Raw genomic sequence first — 17584 nt, forward strand, 5'->3', positions numbered from 1 at the left:
TGTCCGTTGGAGGGATACACGTGGCGCGAATCGGCGTGATCAGTATTTCGGACGGCCGGGGACACGTACACGAGCGGGTGCGGGAGTTCATCCGCGCCAAGGAGGATCGGCTGGCCGGGGCGCTGGAGGCCGCGGGACACGAGGTGGTACGCGCCGGGGAGTCGTTGTCCAGCAACGCGATCGCGACCGCTCGGGCGAGGGAGGTGGCCGCGGCCGGGGTCGATCTGACCGTCTTCTACTACGCGGTCTGGGCCTTCCCGCACTTCTCCATGCTCGCCGCGGACGCGACCGAGAGTCCGCTCGTGCTGGTGGCGAGCACCGATCCGGCCGAGCCGGGGCTGGTCGGGATGCTGGCCGCGGGCGGCTCGCTCGATCAGATCGGCCGGGAGCACACCCGGCTGTGGGGCGCGCCGGAGGAGACGGAGCTCGTGGCCCGGATCGGGGCCGTCGCCGGTGCCGCGGCCGCGGTGCGCGGGCTGCGCGGGCGCACCTTCGGCCGGTTCGGCGGCAGGCCGATGGGCATGAACACCACGGTGGCCAATACCGACCAGTGGATGCGCCGGTTCGGCATCGATGTGGAGGAGATCGACCAGTACGAGCTGGTGCTGCGCGCCGAACGGGCGGACGCGGCCGAGGCGAAGCGGGCACGGGAATGGCTGGAGCGCTACGCTGCGGGCGTGCACTACGACGGGGCGAAGCTCACCCCGGAACTGCTGGAGCGGCAGATCCGTTCCTATCTGGCGATCCGGGACATCATCGAGGAGCGGCACATCGACTTCTCCGGGATCAAGGCCCAGCCGGAGCTCACCGAGAACTTCGCGACCATGGATGTCACCGAGGCCTTCCTCAACGATCCCTACGACTGGAACGGCCCCAAGGCACCGCACATCACCGCGACCGAGGCGGACATGGACGGCGCGCTGACGATGCAGCTGATGCACGAGATCTCCGGGGATCCGGTGCTGTTCGCGGATGTCCGGCACTATCACGCCGATCGCGATATCTGGGACCTGTGCAATTCCGGCCAGCACGCCACCTGGTACGCCGCGCGCAGCGCCGATCCCGCGGAGAACCTGGCCAAGGTGCACCTGTATCCGGAGGTGTTCTTCTTCCCGGCGGGCGGGGCCTCGGTGCAGCACATCGCCGCGCCCGGGCAGATGACACTCGGCAGGCTCACCCGCGCCGACGGGGCCTACCGGCTGCAGCTGATGCTCGGCGAGTTCGAGAACTACGACGAGGCGACGAACACCGAACTGGTCAACCAGTCCACTCCGGAGTGGCCGCACGCCTTCGCTCGCCTGGACGCGCCCGCCGAGGTGTTCCTGTCGAACTTCGGGGCGAACCACATCCACGCGGTTCCCGGTGACCGCAGGGCGGAACTGGTCGCGGCGGCCCGGATGCTCGGTGTCGAGGTGCAGGAGTGGTCGCGGCGGTGAACGGACTTTTTCTCGGTATCGATATCGGCACGGCGAGCTCCAAAGGGGTGCTCGTGGACGCCGCTGGGCGGATCCGGGCCCGGGCGAGCCGCCCGCACGAGACCGCGAGCCCGCATCCCGGCTGGTTCGAACACGATGCGGAAACCGTATGGTGGCAGGATTTCCGCGCGCTGACCACGGAACTGCTCGCCGAGGCGGCCGAACCGGTCGGCGCGGTCGGGGTCAGCGGGATCGGCCCGACACTGCTGCCCGCACGGGCCGATGGCACCCCGCTGCGCCCGGCGATCCTGTACGGAGTGGACACCAGGGCCACCGCCGAGATCGCCGAGCTGACCGAGGAACTGGGGGCCGAGGACATCCTGCGCCGCGCGGGGACTCCGCTGTCCAGCCAGGCGGTCGGGCCGAAGTTCCGCTGGCTGGCCAGGCACGAACCGGAGGTCTACGAGCGCACCGAGCTGTTCCTGATGTGCAGCTCCTTCGTGGTGCACCGGCTGACCGGGGAGTACGTGCTGGACCACCATTCGGCGAGCCAGTGCGATCCGATGTACGACCTGACCGCGCGGGACTGGTCGGCCGAATGGGCCCCGCTGGTCGCGCCGGGGATCACCCTGCCGAGGCTGGCCTGGCCGACCGAGGTGGTGGGCACGGTCACCGCCGAGGCGGCCAGGGAAACCGGTCTGCCGCAAGGGATTCCGGTCACCGCGGGGACGGTGGACGCCTGGTCGGAGGCCACCAGCGTCGGGGTGCGCGAGCCCGGGGACACCATGGTCATGTACGGCACCACGATGTTCCTCGTCGATGTGCTCACCGATCCCTTGCCGCACAAGGGATTGTGGACCACCTGCGGCGCTTTTCCGGACACTTACACGCTCGCCGCGGGAATGGCCACCTCCGGCTCGATCACCGACTGGCTGCGCCAGCTCAGCGGCCGGGACTACACCGAGCTCGCCGAACTGGCCGGGCAGGCGCCCGCGGGAAGCGCCGGTCTGCTGCTGTTGCCGTATTTCGCGGGTGAGCGGACCCCGATCTTCGACCCGGACGCGCGGGGTGTGCTCGCCGGGCTCACGCTCGGTCACGGCATCGGCGAGCTGTATCGTGCCGCGCTCGAGGGGATCGCCTACGGAGTGCGGCACAACCTGGAGACCATGCAGGCCGCCGGTGGGGAGACGAACCGGCTCGTCGCGGTCGGTGGCGGTACCACGGGCGGACTGTGGACCCAGATCGTCAGCGATGTGCTCGGCGCCGAGCAGTCGGTGCCTCAGGAGACCATCGGTGCCTGTTTCGGCAACGCCATGCTCGCCGCGCTCGCCACCGGTGCCGAAGCACAGGGGTGGAACCCGGTCGTGCGGACCGTGCGCCCCGATCCGGCACGGCACGAGGAGTACCAGGATTTCTACCTCCGCTATCGTGAGCTCTACCCGGCGACGGCGGATATCGCGCATTTCCTTGCCGAAAGGCAGCGTGACTGAGCCTTGCCGAAAGGCAGCGTGACTGAGCCTCGCCGAACGGCAGCGTGACTGAACAGCTCGAGCGTACTGGTCTGAAAAGGTGACCGGCGCTGGCATTCGAGGGAATTACGCTGACAAATAGCGCACCGTTCCCGCAGGATGAATGGTGTGCCAGCCTCGATCGGGGACCTACGTGGCCTGCTGATGCTGCAATGCCGACAGGCCGAGTCGGACTCGCTCACCGGGTTGGTGGAACCGGGGAATTCCGGGCTGGTGTGCACTGGGCGGGTGGAACTGGCGTCGGCGGGCGATTTTCCGGTGCTGCACGACCGCGATTATTACACCGGAAAACGGCGGAAATACGCGGGCGAGGGAATCGATGACGACTGGATAACCGCCCAGCAGAACCGGGGACATATCGCGCTGACGGATTCCGGTTACCTCGCCGAACGGGACTGGCGGGGACTGCACGGCATCCTCGAGCAGACCGCCGTGCGCCCGGGGCCGGTGATCGCGCTGCTGCCGCTGGCCAACTGGTGGCTCGCCGAGGAGGAAACGGTCGCCAGGCTCGCCGAGGCGATCGTGACCTTCGAGGTGCCGGTCGCCGTCGCGGTCGAACACCAGCGCGATCCCTTCGCGGTGCGGCGCACGCTGCGCGGGGCGCTGCGGCTCGCCGACAAACTCGAGCACGGCCCGCCGCTGCTGTTCCTGCGCGGGGACAGCTCGGTGCTCGGCCTGCTCGCGCACGGCGGCTACGCGGCGGCGGTGGGCACCCGCGCGACGCTGCGGCACATCTATCCGCCGGGCGATGGCGGCGCACCGGGAACGGGTTTCTCGGTGTACGTGCCGAGCCTGCTGACCTATCTGCGTGCGGACAAGGTGGAGCGGCTGGTCGCGAGCATGACCGAACTGGCCCAGCTGTGGGAATGCGGCTGCGCGGTGTGCTGCGGGGGCACGCTCGAACTGCTGCGCGATCCGGCGCTGGCCATGCAGCATTCGCTGCGCGCCCATCTCGAGGCTCGAGCGCAGCTGTATCGCCCGCCGCGGGAAACCCACACCGATGCCGAACTGCGCCGGCGACGGGCGAGCATCTGGTACGAGTGGTGCAGTCACGCGCTGTACGTGAACGATCAGATCGCGGAACGGTTCCCCGGCTGGGAACCGGCGAAGGCGGTGTGGCACTGGTACCGGCTCGGCCCGGACCCTTTCGCCAGGCGAACCCGCACGGAGCAGATCGAGCTCGACACGCTCCGCTTCGGCGACGCCGCCAGTTCGCCGCATTGGACATGACAACAAGACAAATTGGGCGCAGCCCCTTGGCCGGGTGCGGCCGCTCCGGTAATACTCCTACGCCAACGACAACGTTGTCAGGTGAATCGAGAGGCAGACCGGATGACCGCAGGTGGTTCGGCGCTCGGCCGCAGAAAGCTGTTCACGCTCGCTGCGGCGGGCGCACTCGCCGGACTCGCCGGATGCGGCACCGGATCGCCGCCCCCGAGGACCTTCCGCTGGCTGGCCATTCCCACCGAGTCGGTCCAGTCACCGACCAAGGCGCGGGCCGAATACGCCCAGCGCGTGCTCGCCGATTACGAGCGCACCAGCGGTTGGCAGGTGATCCCGCAGGTCACGGTCACCGATATCGACCAGGCGATGGCGAAACTGCTGCTGCAGGCCTCCCAGCACCGCGCGCCCGAGGTGGCCGCGGTCGATTCCTATCTGTTTCCCCGCTTCGCGCGCTACGCCAATGATCTGAGCAAACCGATGGCCGAGGCCGGGGTCCGCCTCGGGGACTGGTTCCCGCAGTTCCACCCGGTGATGGCGAGCACCGGGCAACCGCGCTCGCTGATGTTCGAGACCGATGTGCGGGTGCTGTTCTGCCGCAAGGATCTCGTGGATCGCCCGCCCGCCTCCTGGGACGAACTGCTGCACGCGGGGCGCAAGGCCGCGGCACACGGCAAACAGGTGCTGTTCGCGGGCGCGCGCTCGGAGGACAGCGTGGACGCGGTGCTGTGGCCGTTCTACTGGTCCCAGGGCGGTCAGCTGCTCACCGCGGACGGCAGACCGGGGTTCGCGCACGGCAAGGGCAGGCAGGCGATGGTCGACGCGCTGGCCTTCATCCGGAAACTCATCACCGAGGAGGTGGCCCCGCAGCGGGTCGCCACCATCCAGAGCAACGACGACATCAACCCGGATGTGGTCGCCGACCGGGTCTCGATGTTCATCGGCGGCAGCTGGCAGGCCTCGCAGCTACAGGAACTGGTCACCAACGGGGATTTCGCCAAGGATTGGACCATCGGCCCGATCCCGAGCCGGTCCGGACAGGGACACACCTGCATGGCGGGCGGCTGGACCTGGGCCTCGTTCGCCAAGGACCCGGAGGTCGCGCGGGAGAGCATCCGGCTGCTGCTGGACGGCTATGTCGCGGACGAGGGCATGGCGCGGTGGTGCACGGTGAGTGGAAACCTGCCGCCACGCAGCCCGGTGTACCGGAATTCCGCGTATCACGGGGATGCGTTCACCGAGCTCTACCGCGAACACCTGGCCCGCTACGCCCGGATGCGCCCGCTGCGCAAGGAGTACCAGCAGGTCTCCCAGGCCATGCAGATCGCGCTGTCCTCGGTGACCTCCCTGTCCGCCGAACCGGAGGCCGCCGTGGACGCCGCGCTGGCCCAGATCGTGTAGGCGCGCATGAAAACCGCGGCGAAACCCTGGATCTGGCTGATACCGCTCGGAGCCCTGCTGCTCGTGGTGTTCGGTTATCCGATCGTGGAGATCGTGCGGCTGTCGTTCACCGACGCCACGATGGTCAGCGGCGAACCCTATTCCTACACCGGATCCGCCTACCGCAGTGTGGTCACCGGGCCGGACTTCGCCGACACGCTCCGGGTGACGTTCCTGTTCGTGGTGTTCAGCGTGGTGTTCCAGCTGCTGCTCGGCCTGCTGATCGCGCTGCTGGTGGACAACGCCAAACACAGGGGGCTGCGCGGGGCGATGGTCACCCGCACCGTGGTGCTCACCGCGTGGGCCATTCCCGGTGTGGTCATCGGGGTGATCTGGCAGCTGCTCTATCAGGAGAGCACATCCGGGATCCTGAACTATCTGGGCAGCCTGCTCGGGTTCTCCGGTGACTCGGCGTTCCTCTCCGATCCGGGCAACGCGCTCGTCTCGGTCACCATCGCGAACGTCTGGCGGGGCACGGCGTTCTCCATGATCCTCATGTACGCGGGCCTGCAGACGGTGCAGCGTGATCTGCTCGAGGCCGCCCGGCTGGACGGGGCGGGCCCGTTCCAGGCGTTCCGCGCGGTGACCCTGCCCGCGTTGCTGCCGCTGATCGCGATCGATCTGGTGACCATCACGGTGGAGACCTTCAACAGCTTCGACATGATCATGGCGCTGACCAAGGGCGGTCCGGGCACCTCGACCCAGGTGCTCGCGCTGAAGGTGTACGACCAGATCTTCACCCAGCTCGGCCTCGGCCGCGGCGCCGCGATGTCCATCGTGCTGCTGCTGATCAACGCGGTGATGATCGCGATCTACTTCCGGTACCACAAGCGCAGGGAGGTGAATCCATGACCAAGCGGCGCTGGCAGAACGCCGGGCTCTACCTGGCCATGGTGGTCACCGTCGTGGTGTTCGCCTTCCCCGTGCTGTGGGTGCTCTCCCTTTCGCTGCGCACTCCGCGGGAGATCGTCGCGACCCCGCCGCCGCTGCTGCCCGCCAGCCCGCAGTGGGGCAACTACACGCACGTGCTGGAGACCACCGGGATCGGCGGCTACCTGCTGAACTCGGTGATCGTGGTCGCCGGTTCGGTGCTCGGCTGCCTGCTGCTGTGCGTGCCCGCCGCCTACGCGCTGTCCCGGTTGCGGTTCCGCGGCCGGGCCACGTTCTCCCGCGGGGTGCTGGCCGCGCAGCTGATCTCGCCGCTGGTGCTGGTGATCCCGATGTACCGGCTGTTCGTGACGCTCGGCCTGCTGAACAACTATCTCGGGCTGATCCTGGTCTATGTCGCGGTGACCGCGCCGTTCCAGACCTGGTTCCTGCGCAACTACTTCGACAGCATCCCGGTGGAACTGGACGAGGCCGCGCTGGTGGACGGGTGCACGCGGGGCCGGGCGCTGCGTTCGGTCGTGCTTCCCGCCGCCCGGCCGGGGATCGCCTCGGCGGGGATCGTGGTCGCCGTGCTGTCCTGGTCCCAGTTCGTGGTGCCGTTCGTGCTGCTCGACGATTCGAGCATGTACCCGATCTCGGTCGGCGTGGTGAACCTGCAGAACCAGGGCGGCGAGATCAGCACCCAGTATCTTGCCGCGGGAAGCATCATCGCCGTGGTGCCCGTTGTCCTCGTGTTCGTCGCGCTGCAGCGGTACATCGTCGGCGCGCTCACCGCGGGCAGCCTGAAGGGCTGAAACTCCGGACTGTGGAAAGACTGTGCTCGATGAAAGACTGTGCTAGACGAAGGGATGTAGATGCACGACGATCGTAAGCTGACCGAGGACCGCATCACCCGGGCACTGCGTGAGCGGATCCGCCCCGCGGTGTACGGCGCCGCGTGCCCGGTCGAGCTCGAGGTCTGGCACGTGGACGGCGAACCGGTGCCCGTCGGGGACGCGCTCGGCGCGCAGTACGGCCCGTTCGCGGTCGGCGAGCGATGGGGACCGCCCTGGGGAACGAGCTGGTTCCACGTGCGCGGCCGGGTGCCCGGGGAGTGGGCCGGGCGGCGGGTGGAGCTGGTGCTCGACCTCGGTTTCGACGCCGACCGTCCGGGCTTCCAGTGCGAGGGTCTCGTGTATCTGCCGGATGGCACCCCGGTCAAGGGGCTCAACCCGCGCAACGCCTGGATTCCCGTCGGTGACCCGGTTTCCGGCGGCGAACAGGTCGAGTTCTACGTGGAGGCGGCGGCGAACCCGCTCATCCTGGACGACGGCGACCTCAGCTTCGCGCCCACCCCGCTCGGTGACCCGGCGACCGCGGGAACCGAACCGCTCTACCGGATCGCCCGCGCCGAACTCGCCGTGTTCGAGGAACCGGTGTGGGAGCTGGTGGCCGATATCGAGGTGCTGGACGGCCTGATGCGGACCTGCCCGGAGGCCGACCCGCGGCGCTGGGAACTGTTGCGCGCCTTGGCCTCCGCGCTGGACGTGCTCGATCTCGGGGACATCGCGGGCACCGCGCGGGCCGCACGGGACCGGCTGGCCCCGGCGCTGTCCGGTCCGGCACGGTCCAGCGCGCACCGGATCTCCGCGATCGGGCACGCGCACATCGATTCCGCCTGGCTGTGGCCGCTGCGCGAGACGGTGCGCAAGGTGGCGCGCACCGCGTCGAACGTGACCGCCCTGATGGACACCGATCCGGGATTCGTGTTCGCCATGTCCCAGGCACAGCAGCTGGCCTGGATCGAGGAGCACCACCCGAAGGTCTTCGCCAAGGTGGCCGAGAAGATCGCCGCGGGCCAGTTCGTCCCGGTCGGCGGAATGTGGGTCGAGGCGGACACGAACATGCCCGGCAGCGAGGCGATGGCCCGCCAGTTCGTGCACGGCAAGCGGTACTTCCTGGACCGGTTCGGCGTCGAGACCGAGGAGGTGTGGCTCCCGGACTCGTTCGGCTACAGCGCGGCGCTGCCGCAACTGGTCACCGCCTCGGCCTCGAAATGGTTCCTCACCCAGAAGATCTCCTGGAGCCAGACCAACAAGTTCCCGCACCACACCTTCCTCTGGGAGGGGATCGACGGGACCCGGGTGCTCACCCATTTCCCGCCGGTGGACACCTACAACTCCGAGCTGATCGGCCGGGAACTGGCGCATGCCAGCGCGAACTACCAGGAAAAGGGTGCGGCCACCCGTTCACTGGTTCCGTTCGGGCACGGGGACGGCGGTGGCGGACCCACCAGGGAGATGCTGGCCCGCGCCGCGCGCACCGCCGATCTGGACGGTTCGCCGAAGGTGGCGATCGAGGCGCCGCGCGCCTTCTTCACCCACGCCGAACAGGACTATCCCGCGCCACCGGTCTGGGTCGGCGAGCTCTACCTCGAATTCCACCGGGGCACCTACACCAGCCAGGCCAAGACCAAACAGGGCAACCGGCGAAGCGAGCACCTGCTGCGCGAGGCGGAACTGTGGTCGGCGACCGCGGCCGTCCACAGTGGATTCGAGTACCCGTACGAGCGGCTGGACCGGATCTGGAAAACCGTGCTGCTCAACCAGTTCCACGACATTCTTCCCGGTTCCTCCATCGCCTGGGTGCACCGGGACGCCGAACACGCCTATGCGCGGGCGGCGGAGGAACTGGAGGAGATCATCGGTTCCGCGCAGCACGCGCTCGCGGGAACCGGGTCCCGGCGGCTGGTGTTCAACGCGGCCCCGCACGCCAGGGACGGGATCGCCGCCGGTGGCGCGGATACGGCCGAGAACGGGCCGGAAGCGGTCACCGTGCGCGAACACGAGGGTGGCTTCCGGCTGGCGAACGGGGCGCTCACGGTGACCGTGGACGCCGAGGGGCTGATCAGCTCGGTGCTGGACGGGGAAAGCGGGCGCGAGGTCGTCCCGCAGGGCACCCGCGCCGCGCTGCTGCAGCTACACCAGGACCTGCCGAACCGTTGGGACGCCTGGGACATCGACGAGTTCTACCGCAACTCGGTCACCGATCTGACCGCGGTCGACGAGCTCGTGGCGACCGCGGACGGGGTGCGGATCACCCGCTCCTTCGGCTCCTCGGCGCTGACCCAGTGGTTGCGGCTGCGCGGACGGGTGCTTGAGGTGGAGACCGAGGTCGACTGGCACGAGTCGGAGAAGATGCTCAAGCTCGCCTTCCCGGTCGATGTGCACGCCGACCGGTGCGCCTGCGAGGTGCAGTTCGGCCACACCTACCGGCCGACGCACGACAACACCAGCTGGGACGCGGCCAAGTTCGAGATCTGCGCGCACCGTTGGGTGCACGTTGCGGAACCGGATTTCGGGGTCGCGCTGGTGAACGACGCCACCTACGGGCACGACGTCAGCCGCACGGCGACACCGGCCGGGATCGCGAACGTGCTGCGGGCCTCGCTGCTGCGCGCGCCCCGGTTCCCCGATCCGGAGACCGATCACGGCAGGCACCGCTTCCGGCACGCGCTCGTGGTCGGCGCGGGGATCGGGGACGCGGTGCGCGAGGGGTACCGGATCAACCTGCCCGCGCGGGAGATCGAGGGCGCGAACCCGGTACACCCGCTGGTCACCGTGGACAATCCGGATGTGGTGGTGGAATCGGTGAAGCTCGCCGAGGACCGTTCCGGCGATGTGGTGCTGCGGCTCTACGAGAGCGGTGGCACCCGGGCGGAGGCCACGGTGCGCGCGAGCTTCGGCGTGGAGCGGGTCGCCGCGACCGATCTGCTCGAGCGGGACTGGGCCGAACCCGAGGAATACGCGCACCCCGAGGGCGGGTTCACCATCGCCCTGCGGCCCTTCCAGCTGCGCACCATCCGGTTCACGCGTGGCGCAACTCCGGCTCCCGGCTCCTGATCCGCAGGTGAGGCGTTTGCGCAGCGCACGTGGGGTGGCGTAACACAGCCGTCATCGAAACCCGGTTAGCCTCGCCGGGTGACCACATCTCGAGCACAGCGGGCCCGCCAGCTTGCGGGAGTGTTGCGCGAATCCATCGCCCAGGGCACCTTCGACGACCAGCCGCTGCCCGATGAGCGGGCGCTCGGGCAGCGGCTGGGCGCCTCGCGCAACGCGGTCCGGGAAGCTCTCGGGCTGCTGCGCGCCGAGGGGCTGATCACCCGGCGCCGGGGCATCGGTACCACGGTCGTGCGGCCGAAACTGGGCCATGGCCTGGACCGCCTCGCCGGGCTCGCGGAGAACCTGGACGGGCACGGCGAGCTCGGCAACGAGGTGCGGGCGGCACGGATCGAGACGGCAACCCCCGCGATCGCCGAGCGGCTGGAGATCGAGCCGGGGGAGCGGATCGTGTACCTGGAGCGGTTGCGCCGGATCGGGGGCGCGCCGTTGTCCCTGGACAGCACGTACCTGGTCGCGGACATCGGGCTGCCGCTGCTCGACAGGGACCTCGCGGGCCGGGATGTGTTCGCCCTGATCGAGGAGACCAGCGGGCAGCGGCTCGGCCGCTCGGATGTGCTGCTGCACGCGGTCAACGCCGATCCGGCCAGTGCCGAGTTGCTCGAGGTGCCCGAATCCACCGCGGTGTTCGCCGTGGAGCGGTGCACCCGGCTCGCGGACGGGCGGGCGGTCGACTTCGAGTCGATCCACCTGCGCGCGGACCGGATCAGCTTCCACGCGAGCCTGCCGAGGTGAGCGGGATGACGGTGCTACTGCTCGGCTTGTTCGGCCTGCTCGGCGGGATCGGCATCACCGCGCTCGGTCCCGGCGGGGTACTGCCGACCATCGGCCTGTTCGTGCTCACCGGGCTGAGCCCGGCGCAGGTGGCGGGCACCGCGATCGTCACGCACGTCGCGACCGGGGCACTCGGCACCGGCGCCTATCTGCGCTCCGGGCACCTGCGCGAACCGGCGAACCGCAGGACCGCGCTGCTGCTCGCGGGTGCCGCGCTACCGGGGACCGCGCTCGGTGTGCTGCTCAACGCGCACGTCTCGGCACGGGCGTTCGGCATCCTGCTCGGCGTGCTCGTGGTGCTCGCCGCGCTGCTCGTGCTCTATCGGGAACGGCACGCCGAGCAGACCGAGCGGGCGCATCCGGGGACCCTGACCGTGCTCGGAACCGGGTTCGCCGTGGCGGTCGTCGCCGGGATCGTGGGGATCGGCGGGCCCATGCTCACCGTCCCGCTGCTGCTCGCCTTCGGCGTTCCGGTGCTCGAATCGCTGGCCGCCGCGCAGGCCCAGTCGATCGTGATCGCCGGGATAGGTTCGATCGGTTACGCCGCGAGCGGTGCCATCGACTGGCCGCTCGCCGCGATCGTCGGGATACCCGAGCTCGCCGGGGTGCTCATCGGCTGGGTCATCGCCCGCCGGGTACCCACCAGGCTGCTCAAGCGGGTGATCGTGATCGCCCTGCTCGCACTCGGTCCCTACCTTGCCTTGCACGGCTGACCAGATCGTGGGAAAGGAGATTCGCGGAGTGGGCGCGGCACCCGGTCCGCTACGGTGAACCCCCGTGGAACCAGTCGAAGTGCTGTGCATCGGAGAAACCATGGCCCTGCTCGCGCCGCTGGACGGGCCGCTCACCGAGGCCGAGCGGCTGCGGCTCGACATCGGTGGCGCGGAATCGACGGTGGCGTTGTACCTGCGCGAGTTCGGCCACCACACCGCCTGGCTCTCCCGGGTGGGCGCGGATCCCTTCGGGGAACGGATCGTGCGCACCCTGTCCGGGCACGGGGTGGACACCCGCTTCGTGCGCACCGACGCCGAAGCGCCTACCGGGGTGTACTTCAAGAACCCGGGTACCGAGAAGACCACGGTGCACTACTACCGGGCCGGTTCCGCCGCCTCCCGGATGGGCGAGGGCGAACTCGACGGTGTGCCGCTGGACGAGCTGCGTCTGGTGCATCTTTCCGGGATCACCCCTGCGCTCTCGGCGAGCTGCCGGGCGCTCGTGGCGCAAGTGCTCGCCCTGCCGAAGCGGGACGGGCGGCTGGTCTCCTTCGACGTGAACTACCGCCCCGCGCTCTGGCCGGTGGCCGAGGCCGCCCCGGTGCTCCGCGAGCTGGCCGCCCGCGCCGATGTGGTGTTCGTCGGGCAGGACGAGGCACAGACGCTGTGGGGTCTGGACACCCCGGAGCAGGTGCGCGAGCTGATTCCCGGTCCGCGGCGGCTGGTGATCAAGGACGGTGCCATCGGAGCCAGCGAGTTCGAGGGTGAGCACAAGACCTTCGTGCCCGCGCAACCGGTCGAGGTCGTGGAGGTCGTCGGCGCGGGGGACGCCTTCGCCTCGGGATACCTCGCGGGCCTGCTTGCCGGGCACGAACCGGAGCGGCGCCTCGCCGAGGGACACGAGCTCGCCGCGCGGACCCTGCGCAGCACCGATGACTTCGTGCCGGTCAGCCGCGCGGCGCGTACATGATCACGCCGACCCCGACGAGGCAGATCAGCGCGCCGATCACGTCGTAGCGATCCGGGCGGTATCCGTCGGCGACCATGCCCCAGGCCAGCGACCCGGCCACGAATATCCCACCGTAGGCGGCGAGGATCCGGCCGAAGTGCGCGTCCGGTTGCAGGGTCGCCACGAAGCCGTAGACACCGAGCGCGAGCACCCCGGCACCGATCCAGATCCATCCCCGGTGTTCGCGCACGCCCTGCCAGATCAACCAGGCGCCGCCGATCTCGGTGATCGCGGCGAGCAGGAAAAGCGCGATCGAACGCAGGATGAGCACGGCTGGGCCTCCTCGGTCGGGTGTGTCCTCGGGGACTTTGTATCCGATCGCCGGTGCGTTGGAGGGTTGTGACAAGGCAGGCCGGGAGATTTTTGGTTCGCCGTGCGGGCGGGTTAGGTTCGGCTTGTGCCGGATCAACGAACCACGCTTCCCGCGGCCGAGCTCGCGCGAACGGTCGTCTTCGCCGCGTTCATCGCGGTACTCGGACTGTTCCCCGGGTTCTACATCGGCGGTTCCGGGGTGCCCATCGTCGTGCAGAACATCGGGCCGCTGCTCGTGGGTGCCCTGCTCGGCGCGAAACGGGGCACCGCCTCGGTCGTGCTCATGCTCGCGGTCACCGCGATCGGGCTGCCGCTGCTCTCCGGCGGGCGCGGCGGGATCGCCTCGTTCATCGGGCCCAGTGGCGGTTTCCTCATCGGCTGGATCGCCTCGGCACTGGTGACCGGGCTCGTCGCGGCCCGGTTCGCCCGCCCGGGTTTTCCCGCGCTGCTGCTGGCCACGGTCGCGGGCCTGGTGGCCGACTACGTGATCGGCATTCCCTTCCTCGGCTTCTACACCGGGGACTTCGGTGCGGCCGCCGTGCAGTCGCTGGTGTTCCTTCCCGGGGACGCGGTGAAGGTGGTGCTCGCCGCGCTCATCGCCTCGGTCGTGCACCGCGCCCTGCCGACGGTGGTGGGGAGGAAGGAGTGAACCCACGCGTGTACGGCGCCGCGCACCGGCTCGCCGAGCTCGGGGCCGGTTCCGGTGCGCGGGTGGCGATCGACTCGCCGGAACCGCTCGACTGGCTGCGTGGCGCGGATCTGCTCGGCGCGGCGAGCCTGATCGTGGACCCCGCGTGGACGGAATCCGAGCGTGCGGCCGTGTTCGCCGACGCCCGCCCGGACGTCACGGTGACCGGGACTCCACCGACGAGCACCGAACCCGTTGCCCGGCAAGGGGACGAGTCCAGCTGGTTCTACCTGTCGACCACCTCCGGCAGCAGCGGCACGCCGAAGGTTCTGGTGCGCACCAGGCAATCCTGGACGCGCAGCTTCGCTGCACTCGGCCGGGCCGGACACCCGGTGCTCGTGCCGGGACCGTTGAGTTCCTCGCTGTTCCTGTTCGGCGCACTGCACGCGCTGTGGTGCGGGGACGAACCGGTGCTGCGCCCGCGGCTGCGCCTGGCGGACGCCCGCACGGCGCACACCGTGCACCTGGTGCCCGCGATGCTGCACGGCCTGCTCGCCGAGCTCGAACGGCACGGTGGCCCCTGTGCGCTGCGCACCGTGGTCTGCGGTGGGGCACACCTCGGGGCGGAACTGCGTGAGCGGTTCGCCGCCGTGCTCCCGGAAGCGGAACTGCTCGAGTACTACGGCGCGGCCGAGCACTCCCTGATCGCGCTCGGCGTCGGTGAGCTCCGCCCGGTGCCCGATGCCGAGCTCGACATCCGAGACGGGGAACTGTGGGTTCGTTCCCCGCTCGCGTGCAGCGGATATCTGCGCTCGGGCCGATTCCATCCCGCACCGGAATGGTCGAGTGTCGGCGACCGGGTCAGCATCACCGACGGGGTGCTGACCGTGCACGGCCGCGGTTCCGCGATGCTCTCCACCGGTGGCGTGCTCGTGTCCGCCGAGGAGGTGGAATCGGTGCTTCGCGCGGTTCCCGGGGTGGACGACGCGCTCGTGGTCGGTACCCCGCATCCTGCGCTCGGCACCCTGGTGACCGCCATCGTGCAGGCCGAGCAGCCGCTATCGGTACGGGAACTGCGCGCCGCCGCCCGGTCCGGTCTCGCCCCGGCGAAGCGCCCGCGCCGCTGGCTGGTCACGAAATCCCTGCCGCGTACCTCCTCCGGGAAACCGGCGCGGTCCCTGGCCACCGATCGGCTGGCCGAAGGCATCTTCGACGGGGAGCCGCTGCGGTGAACGATCGGACCCCGGTGGTCATCGCCGCGCGGCGCACCCCCATCGGTACCGCGGGCGGGGCGTTGCGTGGGATGACCGTGGACGCACTCGCCGCACCCGTGCTGCGCGCGGCGCTCGCCGAGTCCGATGTGGACACCGTCACGGATGTGTTGCTGGGCAACGTTTTCGGTCCGGGCGGGAACACCGCACGGGTCGCCGCGCTCGGTGCCGGTCTCGGCGCGGGAGTGCCCGGGATGACCGTGGACCGGCAGTGTGCGAGCGGGCTCGCGGCGATCACCACCGCCGCAGCCCTGATCCGGGCGGGGGAGGGGGACGCTTATCTGGCCGGTGGGGCGGAGAGCGCGTCCACGGCTCCCTACCGCGCTTGGCGGACCGAACCACCGCACTGGTACACCCGCGCCCCGTTCTCTCCGGCGGAGATCGGCGACCCGGAGATGGGGGAGGCCGCGGACCTGGTCGCCGCAGAAGCGGGGATCGGCAGGGAACGTCAGGACGCGTTCGCCGTCCGCAGCCACGAGCGCGCGGTCGCGGCCCAGCGTGCGGGCCGGTTCACCGCGGAACTGGTGCCGGTCGCCGGATGCCGCGCCGATGAACGCCCGCGCTCCGGGTTCACCACACGGCGATTGGCCAGGTTTCCTCCCGCCTTCACCGAGTACGGCACCGCGACCGCGGCGAACTCCTGCGGGGTCAGCGATGGGGCCGCCGTGGTGCTGTTGGTCAGCGAGCGGCGCAGGCGCGAGCTCGGACTGCCCGGGCTGCGCCTGGTACACGCGGCGACCTCCGGCTGCGATCCGAACCGGCTCGGGCTCGGTGCGGTTCCCGCGATGCGCGCCGTGCTCGACCGCGCGGTGGACATCGTGGAGTTCAACGAGGCCTTCGCCGGTCAGGCCCTCGCCTGTCTCGACGCGGCGGGGATCGAGGAGGACACGGTGAACCCGGACGGTGGGGCGATCGCGCTCGGCCACCCCTGGGGCGCTTCCGGCGCGGTGCTCGTGGTCCGGCTGTTCAGCGCCATGGTGCGGTCCGGTGGACCGGGTACCGGTCTCGCGGCGCTGTCCGCGGGCGGTGGGCTCGGCGTCGCCACGCTCTGGGAGGTGATCTCGTGATCGAGTTCCGCGGTGTCGGGCACCATTACGGGGAGCGAGTCGTGCTCTCCGAGGTCGACCTGTGCCTGGAGCAGCCGCGGGTGGCCTTCGTCGGTGCCAACGGTTCCGGGAAGTCCACGCTGGCCCGCATGGTGAACGGACTCGTGCACCCCACCGAGGGCAGCGTGTCCGTGGACGGGCGCGATCCGGTGCGGAACGGGCGAGCGGTACGCAAGCGGGTCGGCTTCGTGTTCACCAATCCGGACAGCCAGATCGTCATGCCGACCCCGGAGGAGGACGTGGCGTTCTCCCTGCGCGGCAAGGGGATCTCGAAGGGCGAGCGGGAACGGAAAGCACGGGAACTCCTTTCGTCGTACGGACTCGGTGGACATCTCGAACACCCGGCGCATCAGCTCTCCGGCGGGCAGAAGCAGTTGCTCGCCCTGTGCGCGATGCTCGTGCGGGAACCGGATGTGCTCGTCTGCGATGAGCCGACCACGCTGCTCGATCTGCGCAACAAACGCCGGTTCGTGGAGCTGCTGGGAAACCTGGAGCAGCAGGTCCTGCTCGTCACCCACGACCTCGATCTGCTCGGCGAGTTCGATCGCGTGGTCGTCATCGACGGTGGCCGGGTGGTCGCCGACGACACCCCGGAACCCGCGCTGCGCCATTACCGGAAGCTCGCCGAATGACCCCGCTCGGGCTTTACGAACCGGGCGCGAGTCCGCTGCACCGGGCGGGCGCGGGCTGGAAACTGCTCGGCATCCTGGCCCTGGCCATCGCCGCCTTCGTACTGCGAGACCCGCTGTGGCTCGGTGTGCTCGCCGCGGTCGCCGTGCTCGGCTACCCGATCGCCCGGATCCCGCTGCGCCGCTGCCTGCAGTCTGCCCGCACATTCGGAGTGCTGGTGGTCGTGGTGTTCGTGCTGCAGTGGCTGCTGCTCGGGCTGGACGGGGCGATCGTGGTCGGGCTGCGCCTGGTCACCGCACTGGCCGCGGCCAACCTCTATACGTTGACCACCCGGATCGTGGACGTGATCGGCAGCGTCGAGCGCGGCCTCGGCCCGTTGCACCGGATCGGGCTGCGGCCTGAACGCCTCGGTCTGCTCGTCGGACTGACCGTGCAGGCCGTCGGCACTCTCGCCGGGATCGCGGGCGAGGTGCGCGAGGCGGCGAAGGCGCGGGACGCGGGCCGGTCCGCGACGGCGTTCGCGGTGCCGTTCCTGGTGCGCACGCTCCGGCACGCGGACGAACTCGGTGAGGCACTCGCGGCGCGGGGTGAGGGCGAGCGGTAGCGCCCGCGCGGGTCGTCCTGGCGGATCGGGGGATCACGCCCACGGGCGATCCCGGCTGTTCCCGGGGATTCCGGGTGGTTCATCGGTGGGCCACCTCTCAGTCGTT

16 protein-coding genes are annotated in these 17584 nt (G+C 70.0%); 15 read left to right on the forward strand and 1 reads right to left on the reverse strand.

From position 1 onward, the window contains the following. Positions 1 to 20 precede the first annotated feature (20 nt). The 10 genes from AD72_RS21390 to AD72_RS21435 all read left to right on the forward strand — a co-directional run bounded on the left by AD72_RS21390 (position 21) and on the right by AD72_RS21435 (position 12888). Positions 21 to 1436: an L-fucose/L-arabinose isomerase family protein gene (locus AD72_RS21390; protein ID WP_031468322.1), complete on the forward strand. Its 1416-nt coding sequence runs from the start codon at positions 21 to 23 to the stop codon at positions 1434 to 1436. Next, positions 1433 to 2905 carry an FGGY-family carbohydrate kinase gene (locus tag AD72_RS21395; protein WP_031468323.1) on the forward strand — a complete coding sequence of 491 codons (1473 nt, stop codon included), beginning with the start codon at positions 1433 to 1435 and terminating at the stop codon, positions 2903 to 2905. Before AD72_RS21390 ends, AD72_RS21395 begins: the two co-directional genes overlap by 4 nt. Before the next feature lie 147 nt (positions 2906 to 3052). Beyond that, positions 3053 to 4174: a hypothetical protein gene (locus AD72_RS21400; RefSeq protein ID WP_055731207.1), complete on the forward strand. Its 1122-nt coding sequence runs from the start codon at positions 3053 to 3055 to the stop codon at positions 4172 to 4174. 81 nt (positions 4175 to 4255) lie between these two features. After that, positions 4256 to 5566, forward strand: a complete 1311-nt coding sequence (locus AD72_RS21405) for an extracellular solute-binding protein (RefSeq protein ID WP_156365311.1) — start codon at positions 4256 to 4258, stop codon at positions 5564 to 5566. Positions 5567 to 5572: 6 nt separating this feature from the next. Beyond that, positions 5573 to 6457, forward strand: a complete 885-nt coding sequence (locus tag AD72_RS21410; RefSeq protein WP_031468326.1) for a carbohydrate ABC transporter permease — start codon at positions 5573 to 5575, stop codon at positions 6455 to 6457. Then, a complete protein-coding gene (locus tag AD72_RS21415; protein WP_031468327.1) occupies positions 6454 to 7287 on the forward strand; it encodes a carbohydrate ABC transporter permease in 834 nt (277 codons plus the stop codon). Before AD72_RS21410 ends, AD72_RS21415 begins: the two co-directional genes overlap by 4 nt. Positions 7288 to 7347: 60 nt before the next feature. After that, entirely contained in the window at positions 7348 to 10374 is a 3027-nt protein-coding gene (locus tag AD72_RS21420) for an alpha-mannosidase (RefSeq protein ID WP_031468328.1), read from the forward strand. 78 nt (positions 10375 to 10452) lie between these two features. Continuing rightward, positions 10453 to 11166: a GntR family transcriptional regulator gene (locus AD72_RS21425; protein ID WP_051898850.1), complete on the forward strand. Its 714-nt coding sequence runs from the start codon at positions 10453 to 10455 to the stop codon at positions 11164 to 11166. Between the two features lie 5 nt (positions 11167 to 11171). After that, on the forward strand, positions 11172 to 11918 hold the full coding sequence (locus tag AD72_RS21430) for a sulfite exporter TauE/SafE family protein (protein ID WP_031468330.1): 747 nt from the start codon (positions 11172 to 11174) through the stop codon (positions 11916 to 11918). Between the two features lie 64 nt (positions 11919 to 11982). After that, complete coding sequence (locus AD72_RS21435) at positions 11983 to 12888, forward strand: sugar kinase (RefSeq protein WP_031468331.1); 906 nt, start codon at positions 11983 to 11985, stop codon at positions 12886 to 12888. Here AD72_RS21435 and AD72_RS21440 read toward each other — a convergent pair. After that, positions 12866 to 13198 (reverse strand): YnfA family protein, encoded by a 333-nt coding sequence (locus tag AD72_RS21440; RefSeq protein ID WP_031468332.1) that lies wholly within the window; start codon positions 13196 to 13198, stop codon positions 12866 to 12868. The two genes, AD72_RS21435 and AD72_RS21440, sit on opposite strands and share 23 nt — an antisense overlap. 126 nt (positions 13199 to 13324) lie before the next feature. On the opposite strand from AD72_RS21440, the gene AD72_RS21445 reads away from it, so the two are divergent. From AD72_RS21445 to AD72_RS21465, 5 genes are read left to right on the forward strand one after another with little or no spacing between them, the layout of a single operon-like run. Further along, a complete protein-coding gene (locus AD72_RS21445) occupies positions 13325 to 13888 on the forward strand; it encodes a biotin transporter BioY (protein ID WP_031468333.1) in 564 nt (187 codons plus the stop codon). Next, complete coding sequence (locus AD72_RS21450; protein WP_031468334.1) at positions 13885 to 15099, forward strand: AMP-binding protein; 1215 nt, start codon at positions 13885 to 13887, stop codon at positions 15097 to 15099. Before AD72_RS21445 ends, AD72_RS21450 begins: the two co-directional genes overlap by 4 nt. Next, on the forward strand, positions 15096 to 16205 hold the full coding sequence (locus AD72_RS21455) for a thiolase family protein (protein ID WP_031468335.1): 1110 nt from the start codon (positions 15096 to 15098) through the stop codon (positions 16203 to 16205). The genes AD72_RS21450 and AD72_RS21455 overlap by 4 nt, the downstream gene beginning before the upstream one ends. Beyond that, positions 16202 to 16876 carry an energy-coupling factor ABC transporter ATP-binding protein gene (locus AD72_RS21460; RefSeq protein ID WP_031468336.1) on the forward strand — a complete coding sequence of 225 codons (675 nt, stop codon included), beginning with the start codon at positions 16202 to 16204 and terminating at the stop codon, positions 16874 to 16876. Before AD72_RS21455 ends, AD72_RS21460 begins: the two co-directional genes overlap by 4 nt. Next, positions 16873 to 17478 (forward strand): energy-coupling factor transporter transmembrane component T family protein, encoded by a 606-nt coding sequence (locus AD72_RS21465; protein WP_031468337.1) that lies wholly within the window; start codon positions 16873 to 16875, stop codon positions 17476 to 17478. The genes AD72_RS21460 and AD72_RS21465 overlap by 4 nt, the downstream gene beginning before the upstream one ends. Positions 17479 to 17584: the final 106 nt, after the last annotated feature.

The organism is Sciscionella sediminilitoris (genome assembly GCF_000737195.2).
Classification (GTDB): Bacteria; Actinomycetota; Actinomycetes; order Mycobacteriales; family Pseudonocardiaceae; genus Sciscionella; species Sciscionella sediminilitoris.

Bases quoted from the DNA above. Each gene is read 5' to 3' on its own strand.
- AD72_RS21420 (WP_031468328.1), top strand. From the start codon at position 7,348: ATGCACGACGATCGTAAGCTGACCGAGGACCGCATCACCCGGGCACTG.
- AD72_RS21415 (WP_031468327.1), top strand. From the start codon at position 6,454: ATGACCAAGCGGCGCTGGCAGAACGCCGGGCTCTACCTGGCCATGGTG.
- AD72_RS21410 (WP_031468326.1), top strand. From the start codon at position 5,573: ATGAAAACCGCGGCGAAACCCTGGATCTGGCTGATACCGCTCGGAGCC.
- AD72_RS21430 (WP_031468330.1), top strand. From the start codon at position 11,172: ATGACGGTGCTACTGCTCGGCTTGTTCGGCCTGCTCGGCGGGATCGGC.
- AD72_RS21465 (WP_031468337.1), top strand. From the start codon at position 16,873: ATGACCCCGCTCGGGCTTTACGAACCGGGCGCGAGTCCGCTGCACCGG.